We start from the raw sequence: 19,450 nt of genomic DNA on the forward strand, positions 1-19,450 counted from the left end.
TTGGCTTAGCACTTGTTGCATCAGTCGTATTGCCTTAAGATACGTACCTCGCTTACGAAGTGAGGTTTTTTTTTGCCTTTATTTTTGGTAATCATTATACCAATTGTTAAACCTAGGTTTTTCTAAATTATCTACTTTAAACGCTGTAACTAATTGCAATTTTTCGGTTACCTCTCTAATAATTACCACATAATCTTTTTCGTGTAACCAATAATATTGTTGGTTTTTACCATTGTGATGTTCACGTTCAAAATAACGAACTCTCGTATCTTCTTTAAAATGAACTACAGGCTTTATCCAGTGAATTTTATTAGTTCTCTCAGGGTCAAAATATCGTTTTTTGGAATGCTTACTTTCCCGTGTGCAGATATGTTCAAAACCTACAGGTTTTCCTTTAAATAGGTAATGTCTAGATTTTTTTTTATCATAGACCACTTGTACGTTATTGATGAAAATAGGCTCATCAATCATATCTTTTTTAAATACACCGTAAAGCTGATACATTTGTTCTTTATCTGGACCGTCTAAATCTAAATATTCAAACAGATCGTCTACAATATCTAATTCGTGTTCTTCCTCAAAATAATTCATTATTGCTTGTTTTGAGTTTGAATTTGAAAATCGAAAATATTAAACTTTTCTTCAAAAGGTGCAGTGCCGTCATCTAATTGATAGCCTGATTTTTGTTCTAAATAGGCTACCACTTCTTTTTTAACTTGCGATGATTTTTCTAGCAAATGCAGACCTCTTGCTTTGTAAGTAATAGCACCTATAAAAAAATCTGCTAGTTGTAAAAACTCACTCTCGTCTGAACGGATGTGTTGAAAAAAATTAAAAGGAGAATCTCTATTGTATTTTTGCTTGTATTCTTCATTTAAACGAGTATCTAATTTGGTTAAACGCTCCTTACCACGTGTATCTTTAATGTCCAAAATAACTTTATGTGGATTTTCTAGATAATTTACCCAAGGGTTTCTAAGTAATAAAAATACCAGTGTATAATAAAAAGAATTATGATCTCCTCTGTTAAACTTAGTATGGTCTAACTGGGCTTTGTTTTTGACTAAAATGGCTCTAAATTCAATATTGCTATCAAAAAAGAAATCTATAATGGCTTTGTAAAAGGGCAAGCGGTTATTAGAAAGCTTATTCCACTTTAGTTCTGTAGGTGTTTTATGTGTAAGCTTGATTTTTTTTAACTCATTTTTATACAGCTCATAATCTTTAGCTGCTATTTTTGTATAACCAATACACATTAATGGGTGTATGTCGTTTTCTAAATGGCAACTTTCATCTATATAAATATTATGCTGGTATATTTCTGCCATATTAATCTATTGTTACACGCTTTTTACCCGTTAATAATTGCTGCATTAAACCTTTTTTCTGTTCTTCTTGTGTTCTCAACAAATTATTATACTCATCTATCTCACTCTGTAAAGTATTGATGAAATTAATTATAGCTCTTTGCTCTTCTATTTTTGGTAGAGGAATCCTCAACTTTTCGAGTTTACCGAAATACATATAAGTTCTAGAACCACCTTGCTTTTGTTTCAAGGCGTACCTTTTGAACTCTTCACCTTCATTCAATACATTTAATAGGTACTCTTTTTCTAAAGTTTCCTTAGTTGTAAATACAGGATAAAGTGTACTTACTATTCCTTTATCGCATAATGTGTTGATGTTGAACTTAAAAATCAGATCATCACTCATATGTCGATATGTAAAATAACCACGAGGCACGACGTTGTAACCAGTATTGTCTTTACTTGCAACCTCTCTTGTATAATAATCTGTTTGAAAAAATATACCTCTTCTGGAAGAAGTTAAAACGGGGTATTGACTTGATTCTGTACTAACTTCTGAATGTTTAATTAAGTGAGTTTTTAGTTCTGTTAATTCCCACTCCTCACTAAATCCAGGTAAACGTTTTTTACCAGATAACAACTCTTGCATTAAACCTTTTTTACGTACTTGTAATTTTTCAATAAGGTTTTGTGTGGTTTCTATGGCTTCATCCCATTGTGAGAGGATTTCGGCTATTTTTTTTTGCTCTTTTAGTGGTGGTAATGGTATTACGTAATTAAATAACTCTTTTAACGTAATACTAACCTGATTAGCATTTCCCCTAACTATTGTTTCAATAAAGTTTAAATATTTCTTTAACTTAAAATTATGGTATAAATAGTGTTGATTTACTTTGGATTTCAGTCCTCTTAGGATGACCGCATTTTGATTCAATAAAGCTCCCTCTTGTTTCTTATGCACTTTTATAACTTTTCCTACCATAGAATCGTACATAGGTGGCTTAGACCCAACAGTGGTGAAAACAAGGTCATTCTCTATTAATTTCCACTTATCATATTGTCCATCTTCATTGCTAATGAAAATAGGATTTTCTTCTTTTATCGAATGTGCATTTGTATCTGAAATTCTAATTACTCTTGTGCCTTCACTTATATAATTAATTGATTTAAAAGCATACCCTTTGGTGTAGGTTGTTATCTCACCAAGTTTTATTAGTTCCCAAGTATCTGGAATAGTAGAATTAATATTGTCCATCTTAATAACCCATTTCTTTAAGATAAACCTCCATCTGAGATTCCACCTCGATTAATTTCGCTTTCAGCTCAACTATCTCTTTTTGAGTTTCTACAATATCAACAGGCTCTTCTTCTACAAACGTATCAACATATCTAGGGATATTAAGGTTGTAATCGTTCTCTTGTATTTCTTCTAATTTGGCAATATGACTGTATTTATCAACTGTTTTCCATTGAGAAAAGGTGTTGTAAATTTTGTCAACATCTTCATCACGTAATCGGTTTTGGTTTTTACCATTCTCAAACTCATTACTGGCATCAATAAAAAGTATCTCTGTATTGTCTCCTTTATTTTTGTCAAAAATTAAAATAGAGGCAGGAATACCTGTACCATAAAATAAATTTGCGGGCAAACCAACCACAGCTTTTAATAAATTTTCATCAATAAGTTGCTTACGTATTTTACCTTCGCTACTACCACGAAAAAGAACTCCGTGAGGTAAAATAACGCCCGCTTTTCCGTGTTCGTTTAAGGTTTCTATCATATGCGTAATAAATGCATAATCGCCTTTGCTTTTAGGTGGAACACCTCTATGAAAACGACTGTATCTATCTGACGGTGCATCTTCTGCTCCCCATTTATCTAAAGAAAACGGTGGATTGGCTACGACAATATCAAATTTCATTAAAGCATCATTATCTACCAATTTAGGAGAGTTTAGTGTATCTCCCCATTCAATAGTAGCATTGTCCATTTCGTGTAAGAACATATTCATACGTGCCAATGCATAGGTAGAACCATTTACTTCTTGTCCATTTAAAGATACATTATTACTGCCCACTTCTTTGGCTACTTTAAGTAATAACGAGCCAGAACCACAGGTTGGGTCGCAAATACGATCTCCTGCTTTTGGTTCTACTAATTTTGCCAATAATTGCGATACTTGTGAAGCTGTATAGAATTCACCAGCCTTTTTACCTGCGCCAGCAGCAAAGTTCCCTATTAAATACTCGTAAGCATCACCAATAACATCGTTATTATTTAGATTAGAAGGTCTTAAGTCTAAAGCTTTAAAATCATTTAGAAGATGCTGTAAACGTCTGTTTCTATCTGTTGTTTCTCCAAGATTAGCTTCACTATTATAATCGATGTTTCTAAATACCTTTTCCAGTTTGCTTCTATTGGCTTCTTCTAAGGCTTCTAGTCCAATATTAATAATGTCACCTAAATTGCTTTCGTTACGTTTTTCATATAGATAATCAAAAGACGACTTTTCAGGCAACGAAAAACGTTCGTGTTTTAAAGCTCTTTCTATACGCATTTTATCTCCATTATACTTTTTCTCGTATTCGGCTTTCTTCTCTTTATTTACATCGCTTATGTATTTAATAAAAAGCATTGTAAGTATGTAGTCTTTATATTGCCCTGCATCTACTGTACCTCTAAAGGTATCGCAGGCTTTCCATACTTTATTATTTATATCACTTTGTGTTAGTTTACTCATTTTTTATTTTTTTAAAGGAGCGATAACTTAGTATCGCTCCTGTTTAGTTAATTATCCTTTTGGCGGAAATTTGTCATTTCCGTGAGAATCTTTTCTTTGAATTTTACCATCCTTTTTATGAATGACTAATTCTGTTTTTTGTTTTTTAGACAATTCTCTACTATAATCTACTGCATCTTGTTTCTTATCAAAATGTTTTGAAGCTCTTTCAGAACCTCCTTTTTTAGAGTCCCAACCACCATCTGGATTTGGAACTACGTGTCTAGTGTTACTCATTTTACTTTAATTTTAAATACACTCAATATCTCGGCGTAGAGTGTGTGAATCCGAGTCTGTGCACATCGTAATTAGGATATGTCATAAGATTGGTATATTTTTGTTTTTCCAAGAACATTGTTTTTATCAGTTCGGTGACAAGCCACTGAGTGCAAACAATACCAATCTAAAGTCTTCAAGGCGACCAGCTTTAAAGGCTTTTTTTATGTCTTACAGTTTAATTTTATTTGTTATTAATTCGTTTAAAATTCCTTTTTTCAGCGCTTTTTTCTTTTCTAATAGTTGATTTGTTAATGCTATTTCTTCTTCAAGAAGATCTAGTACATCAATAACTTTTTGTTGTTCTTCTAAACTCGGTAATGGTATTTCAAAATCTAAAACATCGTTTTTGGCAATAGATGTTATAGAAGATCCCACACCAAGTAATTCTAACTCGTATCTTTTTCGTTCAGAATTAAGTACAGCAGCCAAATAGCGACTGTCAATCAATGTTGCATCTGCTCTAATAATGTAAAATAATGAGCTAGGAACAACTTTGCCAAATGACTCATTGTAACTCCAAGCAAAAATTCGTTGTCCTTTTCCAGTAAGAATCACATCATTAGGTTGTAGTAAAAATTTTGTATCTTTACCTGTAATTTTGATGAAACTATCATCAAATAGCGTTGGATTTAAGAAATTATCAAAATGGCCAGTAGTAAGATATTTGGTATCTCCATCCTTGCTTTTTTTCTTATAAAGTCCAAATTGAACTTCTGCTATTTGATTAATGTTTGTCATAAAATTTCTTTGTAATCGTTTTCTAATTTGATACAAAGATAGTGATATTTACAGTTAAAAAACAAGTATTTTTCTTTGTAATTGATTTCTAATTTATGTAAAAAATATAATTCACTGATTTTAAGCAAGTTATGTTGTGTTTTTTTTAGTGTAATTCAATAATAAAATATTTATCTTTTAGATACATCTAGAGAATTAGTTTTTCCGTTTTAAAAATCAGTTGATTTTTATTTAATTTAACTAGCAAAAATCAACTGATTTTTAAAATGAGCCTAAGCGGCAGGCGTCACGTACTGTTTATCTTTTTATATAAAAGTATAAAAGTGCATTTATATAAAAAAGAAAGTTCTAAGTATATAAAACTACAAAAGTATAAAGCTATAAATAGATATTTATAGCTTTATACATTGTTCTATGTTTTAATCAAAAATTCACATTTTAAAACCCCTGTTTTTTTTATTCATTCGTTTTTCTTGTTGTTCGTAAGATAAAAGTTTCTCAATACCTCTTAAAGATAGTTTTCTATCTATTTCAGAGCCTTTTTTTCTTACTCCTTTAGCATCTGTAAAAGAAATACCACGACCTATTTTAGTTTGTATATTTTTATTTTTAAGGATAAAAACAACATCTTCAATACTATCTGAAATATCTATTGCAGAAAAAATAGCTTCCTTAAGGTCTGTAGTATGTTTGTTATTAGGAATAAACTCTTGATTCATTTTTAATGCTTCAAGCTTTCTACCAACTTTTCGTAAGTTATATTCTTTTTCTATTACTCTAGAAAAATCTTGACTTTTATAATGTGTATAGCTATTTGAGATCGCTAAATTATTATCCCCAATCCTTGTACTCACTATATGAATATGTTCTTTATCTGTGTTTTTTTCATGTAGATAAACTGCAAACATATTGTCTTGAAAACCTATTTTTAAAGCATATCTATTGGCAATATCAATCCAATCTTGATTGTTTAACTTGCCTTTATCTTCTGGAGCTGCTCTAATTTTTATATGAAACGTTTTATTAGTACATCTATCATTCTGTGTTTCTTTTTCTTTCATTTGATTATAAATATCATTTGCATTACCAAAACATTTATTGGTAGTTAAAACTTCTCCACCTTTTTCACAGTACAATAAAGCGTTTTTGGTAAAAGAAATACTTTGTAGCTTTGTTATCATCTTCCTTTTTCTAAGTTCTCTAATTGTTTTTCTAAAGCTTCTTTTTTTAGTTGAGTATTGTATTGTTTACTTAGTTTATGCACATACCGTAATAATACCGTGTCTTTTTGCTGAATATCATTTAGTATTGAAGCAATGTTTTTAGATGTTTTATTATTTTTAGAATAAGCATCTAAAAAAAAATACTCGTAGAACAACTTATATTCGTCTCTTTCGGTTTTAAGTTCACTGTTTTCATTTAGATAACTTGGTATGTACTTAAACCCAGAAAAAGCTATTAAAATAAAAGTGATAATTGAAAGCAAAAGTTTAGATGTAAACGGAGAGTCTTTACCAAACAGATAATATTCTTTTTTTTGATTAATTATGTTTGGTTCATTACTTAATGATTTTATAGATTCTTCTATTTTTATGATACTAAGAAATGCACTTGTTTGATTTATATTTAACTTATGTTGCTTCATAAGTATTTGTTTTTGTGATTCTATGAATTCTCCAAAAATTTTGTTGTCAATTTTATCTTCTCTTATAGTGTTAATATTACTTTCTAGAGTATCTAATTTGTCACATACGTTTTGCATTAAATACAATACTTTTTTACTTTCTTCCATGTTAGTTAAGTTTCGATTTTATATCAATAATGTGTTTTTTTAACTCTTCAATATCACTTATTATTAAATCTTCATCTGTTAATTTTAACTTGATTCCAGAATTTAATTTACGAGAGATTTGATTTAAATTATTACCTATTTTAAAAAGTTGTAATATGTAATTTTTGGTTTCTAATTGTTTTTGTTTTACTTCTAAAATTGGTTTCCCTAGTTTCTCAAGTACACATTGTCGGATGTAGAAAGAGGCTTTCACTTGTAATAATTCACATTGATTATTTAGTAGAATTTTATCATTAAAATCTAAATAGAATACCATTCTAGTCTTATTTTGATTATTCATTATTTTATATTTTTTTAGTTTGTTTTTTTTCTATGAGCATTTTTATGCGAATAGCAAGGTTTGGTTAATGTGCACTTTTCGTGAACATTAGCCACACCTTGCAAATAACTGACCGCATTAATTTCGATTCACTAAATAGTGATTTAAGTCATTGTAATTTTTATATTGGATTCTGCTGTCTATAATTTTACCATTTGCATTTTCTATTAAAAAATCGGTAGCTTTATTTCCTGCCTCATCGTTATCCATAAATAATTTTATTACAGAATATTTATTTAATAAACCCATTGTTTTCTTTACTAAAGAAGTAGAGTTAAGTATGATAAAGTTTTCTTTCGGAATTTCATTTTTTATAGAAAAATATGAGAGCAGATCAGACCAAGATTCAAATATTGAAACAACGTTAGAATTATTATTTATGGTTGTAATTTCTTTTTTACCTAAGCAACCTTTAAAAAATTCATTTCTAATTTCTAATCCACCAACATTATTCATAAATCCAATTCCGTAGTTTTCTTTTCCATTAGAAAAAGAGTAATGAACTTGAAAACAAAATTGTTTTGCAAATTGTAAATTGATTTTCCTGCTGCTTAAATAATCCAATAAATTTTGATTCGTTAATTCGGTTACTTTTTTAATAGAGTAGGTTGGTTCTGGTTCAATGATAATTTGTTTTTTTTGCTGGTGAAAAGAAAAAGAACCTTCGGATAAAATAACTAAGGCTTCTCTGATTGAACAATTATTGTAATTTGTTACAAAATCAATGATGGTTCCTCCAATACCAGAACTATGGTCAAAGAATATGTTCTTAGTAGTATTAACTTTAAAAGATGGTGTTTTCTCTTCTTTAAAAGGAGAATAAAACCAAACATCTTTTGTATTGGTTTTGCCTGTTCTAAATCCTTGTTTTTTTAGGTAAGAAACTAGGTCTATTTGTTTTGCTTTTTTACAATTCATTTTTGTTTGTATTATGCGTATGAAGAATATCTAAAAGTTGATGATTTGATGACGATACTCTTGAATCTCTTTACAGTAAAGGGAAAGTTGCGTCATCAACTTGTCATCAGGTCATCAGATTTTTTTTAAACATGTCATCATTTTTTTTATTGATGACGCTTTGATGACGGTTTTGATGACGGCTTAGTCCCTTATTATTATTGATCTAAGAGTATATATAGGCTAGTCCGTCATCAAATCATCAAAGTTTTTACCTAAAAAACTTTTTTTGATGGTGAAATACCTTCCTTTTGTGTCTACAAGTATGATTTCTCCATCACTAAGAATAACAAATTTTTGATAGTTAAAAGAGTTGTTTTTTCGCTCAATTTTCCACTCTTTTTTTAATAACGCACGAAGTTGTGTTAAATCCGTTTTAACTCTTGTTTTTGTAAGCGCATTTAATAAATCCATCAAACTAAAGTGTACTTCTTCTAACTCAAATTTCTCCATAACACTTAAAAGAAGGTGTGCTATTTCTTTTTCCGCTCTATTTCTATTATTGTTTACTAGTTTTTTAAGCGCAGGAGTATAAATTTGTTGTGCAGTAAACCACATTCTAGTTTTTCTTTCACTAGCAAATTTTCTATTTTTAATAAAATGTAGAAAGGCTGGAATTTCATCAATTAACTTATCTAGAAAATTAACATCTTCTTGTTTGATTACAGGAACTTTAATTACCCAAAATCTAATCTCATCAGAATCAATTTTAATGAATGAATTTTCTTTGTTGCTACACATAATAAACTTACCAAAAAAGTCTACTTCAAATCGTTCTTTACCCTTAGCCTCAATCTTATTTTTATTTGATGTGGAGAGATATTTTATTTTTTCCGTTATTTCCTCTTTTTGAAGAAAAGCTTCGTCTAAACCAAGTAGTAGTTTGTTTCCCCAATCCAAGTTGAAATTGCTGTTTAAGGAGTGACTATCCAAGTAACTCATATTCTGTCCAAATACTTCTTTTAAATATTTTAAAAATGAACTTTTACCTGTAGAACGTTCTTTACTAACCAAACATAGAACAGGGAGTATTTGTGTTGGAACCTCATATAAAAGCTTAAAATAATCTAGCCCAAGTTCAAACTGTGAACCAAAAATGTGATTAAAAAACTTAATAGTGTTTTTAACACCACCTTCTTTTGGTGTATGGTTTAACGGAGAATAGGTATTGTAAAACCCATAAAATTCTTTAGAAAAATCAAAATGATCAGGGAAACATATTTTACCATGATATTTAGGAATATCATCTAAATACTTCCTGCCATGGTCTTGTATGATTGTAGAAACATCCCATTTTATTAAAGCTTCATTGAACTGATTGTTTATTGTTGGTACTTGAACGATTTTATAATAGGATGTACCAATCCTTAAATATGGTATATCTGACATATTTATTGAGTTTATACGTATATTTGTACTATACGTTATTAATAATGTAATAGAAAAAACATAAAAAAGCAATGAGTTTGTACCTCGTTGCTTTTTTTATTTGTTAGAAATAAGTTTGTGGTTTTTTGAAGCAAATAAGATTAGTTGTTTCCTAGAGTATATAGGATAATCACCTAACCTAAAATAGGGTATTTTGTTTAGCTTTGTCCAAGAGCAGATTGTTTGTATAGATTTTCCAAACATTGTTGCGACATCTTTTTGACGCATTTGGTCGTCTTGAGGTGGGAAATACAAAGGAGATAAAATTTCTTTTTCTGTTTTAGCTGTATTCTCTACTACTGTTGTTTCTTTTAATTCTTTCGAATCGTCTTTAATAAATTTAGGCATATTTTTATGTTTTTTAATTTGCTGCAATTTATTTTAATAAAACAGAATATGCTTTGACCAAGTATAACCAGTGTTGATTGTCAGTGCGTTATGTTTAGTTCTTTTTCTATGAAATCATTAATTTCTTTTTGAAATCCAATAACAGGATTTTTTTCGGTATTGAAAAAATACCTCTTAATTGTTCCTTCTTTTAGATTTTCTAAACCACCTAGGTAGTGGTTTAGGAGTTTCGGGAACTTATTTACCCACCCATTAATTCTATCTGCTTCTTTCTCTACATATAGAAAAGTAAAAAATAGCTTCTTAAATTCTGAATCATTTGCAAACATTTTTTTAAGAATTTCTCTGGTTCTTATTAAAATATCGTCGGGATATTTAGAATAAGGTTGTGTAATGTTTTCAATAAATACTTTACCTAAATCAAATTTTAATTTTTGATTATAATTTTTAGAGTAAAAATATTCAAACAAAGCTGATAGGATTTTTGTAAAATCTACCATATTATCAAAATCAGTATTTGGGTTTATTAATTTGGTAGTATCGTAGTTTATTAGAGGGATATTTATATTGAAAAAATCATCTTTATCTATTATAGCAGATATATCAGGTTTGGTTATAGAATTACTTTTTTTTCCTAATTTAAAATCATGCTTCTCAGGTATGTTCTCTATATAAGGAATATAATCAAGATCTAATCTGTTAAAAAACCGATCTACAGTAACAAAGTACTCATATTGAAAATCTGAATTATTCTTATAATCTAGGTCTTTTCGAATAATATTTTTAAACTTATTGATAGCTTCTTTTTTAGGAGAAATAAGAAATACATAAATTGCTTTAGAAATAGGTAAGTATGATTGATGGTTTATTTCTTGTTTTAAAAGTGGGATATTCTGTTTTAAAGAAATAATTATTTCATCCAAAATTAAATTAATAGCAGGGACTATTATTTCTGAATTTATTTTTTTGTAATAAGAATGTTGATTTAATAAGAATGCAACTAAATCACCTGTACTTAAACTATCTTTAGAATCATTATGAAGTTTTAAAAAGTCATCTTCTATTCTTGTTTTAAAACCGTATCTATAATTTTTCAGAGTATCATTATAAATAGATAAATTTTCAGAGGCTTTAATTAGCTCCTTATATTTAGTTTTATCACTGTATTTAATGGTTGTTATAATTTCATCAAACTCTTCATATTTGATAACTTTCAATATTGTAATTAATGTATTTTTATAATCAATATTGTCTTCTTTTAAGATAAAGTCAACAGTTTGTATAATGTAGTTGTTTAGTACAATACATTTAGGTTGTTCATTTACTTTTTGATTATTTGTTTTCATCTTTCTTAAAAAACTGAATTCCATCTTTCTAATTCTTTTTGTTTGTGAATTTCAGAAATATTTATATACTTTCTAAAACTTTTTTCATCTTTATGATTTGATATGCTTCTTACCACTCTTTCTGGGATTCGTAAAATTAAACTATTGGTTATAAATGTTTTACGTCCAGCGTGTGAGGTGATTAAATCGCACTTTCTAAAGCTTTGTGAAATTTCTCTTGCTCCTATATATCGAGTTAAAATCATTTCTTGTGTTAATTCAATTTCTTCACAGCATTCTTGTATTTTTTCATTTAGTTTTTGAGAAGTAATTCTAGGAATGGGGAAATACATAGTATCTTTATATTTATCAATAAGCTCCTTAGCTTGTTTAATTAAATAAACGTGATGGTCTACAGTTTTAGTTTTTTGAACAGTAAAGTTTAAATACTCGCCTTCAACATTTGCATTTTTAAGCCTGTATATATCTATATGCCTTTGACCTGTAAATGCTAGGAAGCAGAACATATCTCGTGCCCTATCCATTGAAGCATTTTTAAACTTATGTTTGTAAAGTTTTGTCAGCTCGTCCATTGTAAGGTAAATTACTTCTATATCATCCTCTTTGCATTTTATTTTTTTGAATTCTAAAGAATTATGATAACCTCTTTCATAACACCAATTTAAAAAAGCCTTTAAAGTCTTAATTATTTTTGCGTAATAATTATTTAGTGTTTTTCTCGTGTTAAAACAATAATCCATAAAAGATTCTTCGAACCGAAAATCTATATTATCTAACCTTAAATTAAATGAAGACTCTTCTTTAAAAGCGGTAACAAAGTTTCTTACAGATTTAATTTTTGTAATAGTTGAGTTTGTTTTGGTAAGTTTTGATATTTCAATATATTCTTTAAACGCATCAAAAAAATCAATTGTAACTTTTACTTCTGATTTTTCAAACTTTTCTAAGAATGTGTTTTTTGAAAATGGAATTTCGTTATACTCAAAAAACTTAAAAATTTTGTCTACTTTTTCTTTTATAGAGCCAATTGATTTATTGTAGCTCTCAATCTTAGTATAGAATTCTTGCTCTTTTACGTTTTTAATATAGTAATTGTTATTATCCCAATCATTAACTCTTGTTTTTGCACCAATACTTTTTCTAATTCTTATTGTTTTATCAGATACAATTAATCTAATAGGAACAAAACCGTTTTTATCTATTTTATCTTTTCTTAATTCAAAGTAATAATTCATTTTTTTATATTTTTTTACCCCTTTTAATTGGGGGGTTGAATAGGGGGGGTAAAATGAATTAAAACACATTCAACTACATTAAAAACTATTCAACTACATTCGTAACAAACTGATTAACAGTAGTAAATGTATGTTAAAAAATATTAAAAAACTAACTTTGTCCAAGTGGGACCACCATTAATAGCAAGCCTTTACAGAAATGTAGAGGCTTTTTTTTGTTTAATTTTTCATGTCGTTTGCACATTGATTATAATATTCCTTTGTACGACAAATGTAAAACTAATGTAAGTTATCAAATTGTTCTCTGAAGAATCTATAAAGAATATTTAGTATATAGAAATAAATGATATAACCCAGTAGAGGACGTTTTATGGAGAAGGAATAAAAAATTCTTTCTTATTCTAAAGCATATTAAAGTGTCATGCTGAAGACAGTATAGGTCTATCACTGTTTCTGATTTATTTCAAATATCTAAGAAATATAGAAAAGAGAAACTTATTAGTTTAGATTGATAACACTATTCCATTTCTTTTTTTTTTAATTGATAAACGTTGCAACTTTCGAACTTAAAAATAAAATCCGAGTACAATTTACGTAAGAGTGTAGAGTGCGCAGACTAATTGCTATTTAGTGTTTCTGTAAACAAACACGAATTTAGTTATTTATTTGATAGTAAAATTAAGAATACAATAAATGCTGTTAGAAGTGCTAGACAATGGTAGGTATTCAGGTCTACTAATTAGTGTCATGATTAATGTGGTGTGTTTAAGATGAAATTTGGGGTATAATTGTGTTACTTGATTCTTTGATAAGGTTGAGGATAGAGGAATCAAATTATATTTAAAACTTAAGAGAAAAATTGTGATTAATTAAGAAAAGTATATATATTTGCACCATAAAACAATTAGATACTATTCTGATACTCAAAATAGTTTATTGTTTTTATAAGAGTTGAAAAAAAGTGTTTTTTTTTTTTTTGATGTAATATCAAGTGAGATTGCTTTTTTCTTCTTATTAATAAAGAAATATACATTTGTTCTAACAAGTGGTATAGTTTGTATAAAGTTTAATTAATATTAATTTTAATCTGGGGGGATAAAAATGATAAAAAAAAAACATTTCGCATTTATAATAATGCTAGCATTTACTTATGTAATTAGTGCACAAAACGTGCCGCCACCTGCAGGACCACCACCACCACCTGGTTTAGCGATAGATGGAGGTCTAATTTTCTTAATAGTTTCAGGAATTATTTACGGAGTTAAGAAGGTTAAGGATTAGTAAGTCTACTAACATATTTTCCAATAACATCAAATTCTAAATTTACACAATCATTTAGTTTTAAAAACTTAAAGGTTGTGTTTTCTGCCGTATAAGGTATTATAGCAACACTAAATTCATTCTTTTTAGAGTTTACCACTGTTAAACTTACTCCATTTACTGTAATTGATCCTTTTTCTATTGTTATGTTTTTATTAGAAGCATCATAATTAAAAGTATAAAAGGTACTTCCATTTTCATTTTTAATATTTATACAAGTTGCTGTTTGGTCTACATGGCCTTGTACTAGATGACCGTCTAATCTGTCTCCTAATTTCATTCCTCTTTCTAAATTTACAGAATCAGTTTTAGATAAACTACCAATATTTGTTTTGTTTAAAGTTTCTTTGATAGCTGTAACGGTATACTCATCTTTTTTAATATTTACTACAGTTAAGCATACGCCATTATGAGCAACGCTTTGATCTATCTTTAATTCATTTGTAAAATTACTCTTTACAGTTAAATGAATGTTGTCTTGTTCTTTTGTAATATTTGTTATTGTACCAAGGGTTTCTATAATTCCGGTAAACATATTTGTAAAATTTAGTTACTTTTGTGATATTCAAAAATAGGAATAATAGAAGAGTTACTATGGATAAATCTGATAAAATTATAGTTGGTATTTCAATAGGAGATTTAAATGGAATAGGTTTAGAAGTTATTCTAAAAACCTTTCAAGATAAAAGAATGTTAGATTTTTGTACGCCAGTTATTTTTGGAAGTACAAAGGTAGTTACTTATCATAAAAAAGCATTACGTGCAGAGACTCCTGTTCATGGAATTACCTCTATAGAGCAGGTTAATCATAATAAGGTTAATGTATTAAATATTTGGAAAGAAGAAGTTGCTGTAGCATTAGGTGAGGCGACTAAAGAATCTGGAGAATATGCGGCGAAATCATTAGAGATAGCTACTACTCATTTAAAAGAACAGAAGATAGATGTTTTAGTTACTGCACCAATTAATAAAGAAACAATACAATCTGATACTTTTAATTTTCCGGGGCATACAGAGTATTTAGAAGATAAGTTAGAAGGAAAGAGCTTAATGATTTTAATGACGGATGCATTAAGAATAGGATTGATAACCGGTCATATTCCTATATCTAAAGTTGCAGAATCCATAACTCCAGCATTAATTAAAGAGAAAGTAGGTACTATGTATACTTCTTTGGTGCAAGATTTTGGTATTAATAAACCAAAAATAGCAGTTTTATCTTTAAATCCACATTGTGGAGATAAGGGGGTTATTGGTGTAGAAGATGATGAAATTATAAAGCCAACTATAGATGAAATAAAAGAATCTGGTAAGCTAGTTTTTGGGCCTTATGCAGCAGATGGTTTCTTTGGTTCGGAAACATATAAGCAATTTGATGGTGTTTTAGCAACGTATCATGACCAAGGGTTGGCGCCATTTAAAGCATTGTCTTTTGGTAGTGGAGTAAATTATACGGCAGGTTTAAGTGAGATTAGAACATCTCCAGACCATGGTACAGGCTTTGATATAGCTGGGAAAAACATAGCAAACCCATCTTCTTTTAAAGAAGCATTATTTACTGCTATCGAAATTTATAAGACAAGAAAAGAATATAAAGAGCTCACAAAAAGTCCTCTTTTAGTAAAATAAAAAACTTTTAATAGAAAAGAGTGTAGAATAATAAAATTTTATATCTTTGCACGCTTAATTGATATTTGGAAATGAAAGACTTAAAGGAGTTCGACATACAATTTGTAGGATTAAAGGAAGGAATTCATTTGTTTGAATATGAAATTAACAATACGTTCTTTAATGTTTTTAATTTTGATGAATTTGAAAGTTCATCAATTAAAATATCATTAAATTTTATAAAGAAGAGTACGTTACTAGAATTAACTTTTACCGCCAATGGTTTTGTAGAAGTACCATGTGATGTTTCTAACGAACTTTATAAACAAGATGTTCAAGCAGTTTTACCTTTAGTGGTAAACTTTGGACCAGAATTTAATGATGAAAATGAGGAGATTTTAATATTACCTCATGAGGCGTATGAGTTTAATGTAGCTCAGTTTATTTATGAAATGATTGTATTATCAGTTCCTAATAAAAGAGTTCATCCAAAAGTTTTAGATGGAACAATGGACTCTGAAGCATTAAATAAGTTAAGAGAATTAGAAATAAAAGAAGTAAAGACTGTTGAAGAGACAGACCCAAGGTGGGATAAATTAAAGAATTTAATAACAGAAAAAAAGACATAAAATGGCACATCCTAAGAGAAAAATATCCAAAACTAGAAGAGACAAAAGGAGAACTCATTATAAGGCATCTTATCAGCAGATTGCTACAGACCCTACAACAGGAGAATCTCACTTATATCATAGAGCTCACTGGCATGAAGGTAAATTATACTATAGAGGACAGATCGTATTAGAATCGGCATCTGCAATAGAAGCATAAAAGAATCAAAAGTTTTTTTTAAAACCCTCATTAATTGAGGGTTTTTTTGCGTTTTTAAAGTTGAAATTAATTCTTTTGATAATTTTTACTTTAAAAAGTGAAATAAATTTCACTACTTTTGATTTTCCTAACCACATGGAAAACAACTAAAATTATGACAAAAATCACTGCAGCAATTACAGCAGTAGGGAAGTATGTTCCTGAATATGTTCTAACTAATAAAGAGTTAGAGACCATGGTAGACACTAATGATGAATGGATTACCAGTAGAACAGGGATTAAAGAAAGAAGGATTTTAAAAGGAGAAGGTTTAGGTACTTCATACATGGCAATAAAAGCTGCGGAAGAATTATTACAAAAGTCAAACGTAGATCCTGCAGAAATAGATTTAATTATTATTGGTACTGCAACTCCAGATTTACCTATAGCATCTACAGCGGCTTATGTGGCATCAGAAATAGGAGCAGTAAATGCTTTTGGTTATGATTTGCAAGCAGCATGTTCTAGTTTTTTATATGGTATGTCTACAGCAGCTAGTTATATAGAGTCTGGTAGATATAAAAAAGTATTGTTAATAGGAGCAGATAAAATGTCTTCTATAATAGACTATAAAGATAGAGCTACTTGTATTATTTTTGGTGATGGAGCGGGAGCTGCTTTGTTTGAACCAAATTATGAAGGCTTAGGTCTGCAAGACGAGTACTTAAGAAGTGATGGTATAGGACGAGACTTCTTGAGAATAGAGGCAGGTGGTTCTTTAATGCCAACAACTAAAGAAACTGTTGCGTCAGATAAACACTTTGTATATCAAGAAGGAAAAACTGTTTTTAAATATGCAGTTTCTAATATGGCAGATGTTGCCGGAAAAGTATTAGAAAGAAATAATCTTACAGAAAAAAATATTCAATGGTTAGTAGCACACCAAGCTAATAAACGAATTATTGAAGCAATTGCTAAAAGAGTAGGGGTGCCATCAGAAAAAGTTATGATGAACATTCAAAAATACGGAAATACTACATCTGCAACTTTACCACTTTTACTAGCAGATTATGAAAGTCAATTAAAAAAAGGAGATAATTTAATTTTTGCGGCATTTGGTGGCGGTTTCACATGGGGAGCAGCTTACGTAAAATGGGCGTATAATTCATAAACACAACAATTAAACAATTATGAGTATGGATATTAAAGAGATTCAAAATCTTATAAAATTTGTAGCTAAATCTGGCGCTAGCGAGGTAAAGTTAGAAATGGAAGATGTAAAGATTACAATTAGAACTGGTTCTGGTAAAACAGAAACAACAATTTTACAAGCAGCTCCGATGGCTGGTATGCCTCAAGTTGCACAACCTGTTGCAGCAGCTCCTGTTACAGCAGATACAGTAGTAGCGGAAAGTGGTGATTCTAAATATATTACTGTAAAGTCTCCTATTATTGGAACTTTTTATAGAAAACCATCACCAGATAAGCCTAATTTTGTAGAAGTAGGAACAGATATTTCTGTAGGAGATACTGTTTGTGTTATTGAAGCAATGAAATTATTTAATGAAATAGAATCTGAAGTTTCAGGTAAGATCGTTAAAATATTAGTGGATGATTCTTCTCCTGTAGAATTTGATCAGCCATTATTCTTAGTAGACCCATCGTAATAGAAAGAGTTTAGATTTTTGATTATAGAATAGATGTTCTAACTCAAAATCTTATAACTTATAACTTATAACTCTTAAATTATGTTTAAAAAAATATTAATTGCCAATAGAGGGGAGATAGCACTTCGTGTTATTAGAACCTGTAAAGAAATGGGCATTAAAACTGTAGCAGTATATTCTACTGCGGATGCAGAAAGTTTGCACGTAAGATTTGCAGATGAAGCAGTTTGTATTGGTCCAGCACCAAGTTCTGAGTCTTACTTAAAAATGTCTAATATTATTGCAGCTGCAGAAATTACAAATGCAGATGCTATTCACCCTGGTTACGGATTTTTATCTGAAAATGCTAAGTTTGCTAGATTATGTGAAGAGCATAATATAAAATTTATTGGAGCAACAGGTGATATGATTGATCAAATGGGAGATAAAGCGAATGCTAAATCTACCATGATTGCTGCAGGTGTACCTTGTGTACCAGGAAGTGAAGGTGTTATTGAAGACTTTGAAAGTTGTGAAAAAACAGCTATAGAAACTGGTTATCCAGTAATGTTAAAAGCTTCTGCAGGAGGTGGGGGTAAAGGAATGCGTGCTGTTTGGAAGCCAGAAGATTTAAAAGATGCTTGGGATTCTGCAAGACATGAAAGTAAAGCAGCTTTTGGTAATGATGATATGTATATGGAGAAGCTTATTGAAGAGCCTAGACATATAGAGATTCAAATTGTTGGAGATTCTTACGGGAAAGCTTGTCATTTATCAGAAAGAGACTGTTCTGTGCAACGTCGTCATCAAAAGTTAACAGAGGAAACTCCTTCTCCTTTTATGACAGATGCTTTAAGAAAGAAAATGGGTACTGCAGCTGTAAAAGCAGCAGAGTTTATAAAGTATGAAGGTGCTGGAACTGTAGAATTTTTAGTAGATAAGCATAGAAACTTCTTCTTTATGGAGATGAATACTCGTATACAAGTAGAGCACCCTATTACGGAAGAAGTAGTAAATTACGATTTAATTAGAGAGCAAATTTTGGTAGCTGCAGGTGTACCAATTTCTGGAAAAAATTATTTTCCTCAAATGCACTCTATAGAATGTAGAATTAACGCAGAAGATCCGTATAACAACTTTAGGCCAGCTCCAGGAAAGATTGCAACTTTTCACTCTCCAGGAGGACATGGAGTAAGAGTAGATACTCATGTGTATGCAGGGTATATGATTCCACCAAATTACGACTCTATGATTGCGAAATTAATAACTACTGCTCAAACAAGAGAAGAAGCTATTAATAAAATGAAACGCGCATTAGATGAGTTTGTAATAGAAGGTGTTAAAACAACAATTCCTTTCCATAGACAATTAATGGATCATCCAGATTATGTTGCAGGAAACTATACAACTAAATTTATGGAAGATTTCGAAATGAAATAATACATAAGATTTAAGTTTAAATTGATATTAAAATAGAGAA

22 protein-coding genes are annotated in these 19,450 nt (G+C 29.6%); 7 read left to right on the plus strand and 15 right to left on the minus strand.

What is annotated here, in order from left to right; genetic code table 11:
• Positions 1–78: 78 nt before the first annotated feature.
• The 14 genes from H0I27_RS03965 to H0I27_RS04030 form a co-directional block, all read right to left on the minus strand.
• Positions 79–591 carry a hypothetical protein gene (locus tag H0I27_RS03965; RefSeq protein ID WP_254713141.1) on the minus strand — a complete coding sequence of 171 codons (513 nt, stop codon included), beginning with the start codon at positions 589–591 and terminating at the stop codon, positions 79–81.
• Entirely contained in the window at positions 591–1,328 is a 738-nt protein-coding gene (locus tag H0I27_RS03970) for a DUF3800 domain-containing protein (protein WP_218732604.1), read from the minus strand. The genes H0I27_RS03965 and H0I27_RS03970 overlap by 1 nt, the downstream gene beginning before the upstream one ends.
• 1 nt (position 1,329) lies before the next feature.
• Entirely contained in the window at positions 1,330–2,562 is a 1,233-nt protein-coding gene (locus H0I27_RS03975) for a restriction endonuclease subunit S (RefSeq protein ID WP_218732605.1), read from the minus strand.
• A 1-nt stretch (position 2,563) separates the two neighbouring features.
• Positions 2,564–4,048, minus strand: a complete 1,485-nt coding sequence (locus H0I27_RS03980; RefSeq protein WP_218732606.1) for a type I restriction-modification system subunit M — start codon at positions 4,046–4,048, stop codon at positions 2,564–2,566.
• 51 nt (positions 4,049–4,099) lie between these two features.
• The gene (locus H0I27_RS03985; protein ID WP_218732607.1) at positions 4,100–4,324 is read right to left on the minus strand and encodes a DUF2188 domain-containing protein; all 225 of its coding nucleotides are present in this window, start codon (positions 4,322–4,324) and stop codon (positions 4,100–4,102) included.
• Positions 4,325–4,534: 210 nt separating this feature from the next.
• Positions 4,535–5,104 carry a restriction endonuclease subunit S gene (locus H0I27_RS03990; protein ID WP_218732608.1) on the minus strand — a complete coding sequence of 190 codons (570 nt, stop codon included), beginning with the start codon at positions 5,102–5,104 and terminating at the stop codon, positions 4,535–4,537.
• 431 nt (positions 5,105–5,535) lie between these two features.
• Complete coding sequence (locus H0I27_RS03995; protein WP_218732609.1) at positions 5,536–6,285, minus strand: hypothetical protein; 750 nt, start codon at positions 6,283–6,285, stop codon at positions 5,536–5,538.
• Positions 6,282–6,896: a hypothetical protein gene (locus H0I27_RS04000; RefSeq protein ID WP_218732610.1), complete on the minus strand. Its 615-nt coding sequence runs from the start codon at positions 6,894–6,896 to the stop codon at positions 6,282–6,284. Before H0I27_RS04000 ends, H0I27_RS03995 begins: the two co-directional genes overlap by 4 nt.
• Position 6,897: 1 nt before the next feature.
• On the minus strand, positions 6,898–7,236 hold the full coding sequence (mobC, locus tag H0I27_RS04005) for a plasmid mobilization relaxosome protein MobC (protein WP_092852172.1): 339 nt from the start codon (positions 7,234–7,236) through the stop codon (positions 6,898–6,900).
• Positions 7,237–7,353: 117 nt separating this feature from the next.
• Positions 7,354–8,193 (minus strand): toprim domain-containing protein, encoded by an 840-nt coding sequence (locus H0I27_RS04010; RefSeq protein WP_218732611.1) that lies wholly within the window; start codon positions 8,191–8,193, stop codon positions 7,354–7,356.
• Between the two features lie 222 nt (positions 8,194–8,415).
• Positions 8,416–9,621 carry a primase-helicase family protein gene (locus H0I27_RS04015; RefSeq protein WP_218732612.1) on the minus strand — a complete coding sequence of 402 codons (1,206 nt, stop codon included), beginning with the start codon at positions 9,619–9,621 and terminating at the stop codon, positions 8,416–8,418.
• A 96-nt stretch (positions 9,622–9,717) separates the two neighbouring features.
• Positions 9,718–10,008 carry a hypothetical protein gene (locus H0I27_RS04020; protein WP_218732613.1) on the minus strand — a complete coding sequence of 97 codons (291 nt, stop codon included), beginning with the start codon at positions 10,006–10,008 and terminating at the stop codon, positions 9,718–9,720.
• Positions 10,009–10,088: 80 nt separating this feature from the next.
• Positions 10,089–11,354 (minus strand): hypothetical protein, encoded by a 1,266-nt coding sequence (locus H0I27_RS04025; protein WP_218732614.1) that lies wholly within the window; start codon positions 11,352–11,354, stop codon positions 10,089–10,091.
• Positions 11,355–11,359: 5 nt separating this feature from the next.
• Positions 11,360–12,658 carry a phage integrase SAM-like domain-containing protein gene (locus H0I27_RS04030; RefSeq protein WP_218732615.1) on the minus strand — a complete coding sequence of 433 codons (1,299 nt, stop codon included), beginning with the start codon at positions 12,656–12,658 and terminating at the stop codon, positions 11,360–11,362.
• A gap of 1,032 nt (positions 12,659–13,690) precedes the next feature.
• Here H0I27_RS04030 and H0I27_RS04035 point away from each other — a divergent pair.
• Positions 13,691–13,870 (plus strand): PID-CTERM protein-sorting domain-containing protein, encoded by a 180-nt coding sequence (locus H0I27_RS04035; RefSeq protein WP_218732616.1) that lies wholly within the window; start codon positions 13,691–13,693, stop codon positions 13,868–13,870.
• Here the strand turns inward: H0I27_RS04035 and H0I27_RS04040 are convergent.
• The gene (locus H0I27_RS04040; protein ID WP_218732617.1) at positions 13,860–14,444 is read right to left on the minus strand and encodes a riboflavin synthase; all 585 of its coding nucleotides are present in this window, start codon (positions 14,442–14,444) and stop codon (positions 13,860–13,862) included. The genes H0I27_RS04035 and H0I27_RS04040 overlap by 11 nt on opposite strands.
• A gap of 59 nt (positions 14,445–14,503) precedes the next feature.
• On the opposite strand from H0I27_RS04040, the gene pdxA reads away from it, so the two are divergent.
• The 6 genes from pdxA to accC all read left to right on the plus strand — a co-directional run bounded on the left by pdxA (position 14,504) and on the right by accC (position 19,410).
• Positions 14,504–15,538, plus strand: a complete 1,035-nt coding sequence (gene pdxA, locus H0I27_RS04045) for a 4-hydroxythreonine-4-phosphate dehydrogenase PdxA (RefSeq protein ID WP_218732618.1) — start codon at positions 14,504–14,506, stop codon at positions 15,536–15,538.
• Positions 15,539–15,609: 71 nt separating this feature from the next.
• Positions 15,610–16,146 carry a DUF177 domain-containing protein gene (locus tag H0I27_RS04050; RefSeq protein ID WP_218732619.1) on the plus strand — a complete coding sequence of 179 codons (537 nt, stop codon included), beginning with the start codon at positions 15,610–15,612 and terminating at the stop codon, positions 16,144–16,146.
• A gap of 1 nt (position 16,147) precedes the next feature.
• Positions 16,148–16,345 (plus strand): 50S ribosomal protein L32, encoded by a 198-nt coding sequence (gene rpmF, locus H0I27_RS04055; RefSeq protein WP_165733114.1) that lies wholly within the window; start codon positions 16,148–16,150, stop codon positions 16,343–16,345.
• Positions 16,346–16,499: 154 nt separating this feature from the next.
• A complete protein-coding gene (locus H0I27_RS04060; RefSeq protein WP_218732620.1) occupies positions 16,500–17,495 on the plus strand; it encodes a beta-ketoacyl-ACP synthase III in 996 nt (331 codons plus the stop codon).
• Positions 17,496–17,520: 25 nt separating this feature from the next.
• Positions 17,521–17,991, plus strand: coding sequence for an acetyl-CoA carboxylase biotin carboxyl carrier protein (accB, locus tag H0I27_RS04065; RefSeq protein WP_208890249.1), 471 nt, complete (start codon positions 17,521–17,523; stop codon positions 17,989–17,991).
• 81 nt (positions 17,992–18,072) lie between these two features.
• Entirely contained in the window at positions 18,073–19,410 is a 1,338-nt protein-coding gene (gene accC, locus H0I27_RS04070; protein WP_218732621.1) for an acetyl-CoA carboxylase biotin carboxylase subunit, read from the plus strand.
• Positions 19,411–19,450 lie beyond the last annotated feature (40 nt).

Source organism: Polaribacter sp. HaHaR_3_91 (assembly GCF_019278525.1).
Classification (GTDB): domain Bacteria; phylum Bacteroidota; class Bacteroidia; order Flavobacteriales; family Flavobacteriaceae; genus Polaribacter.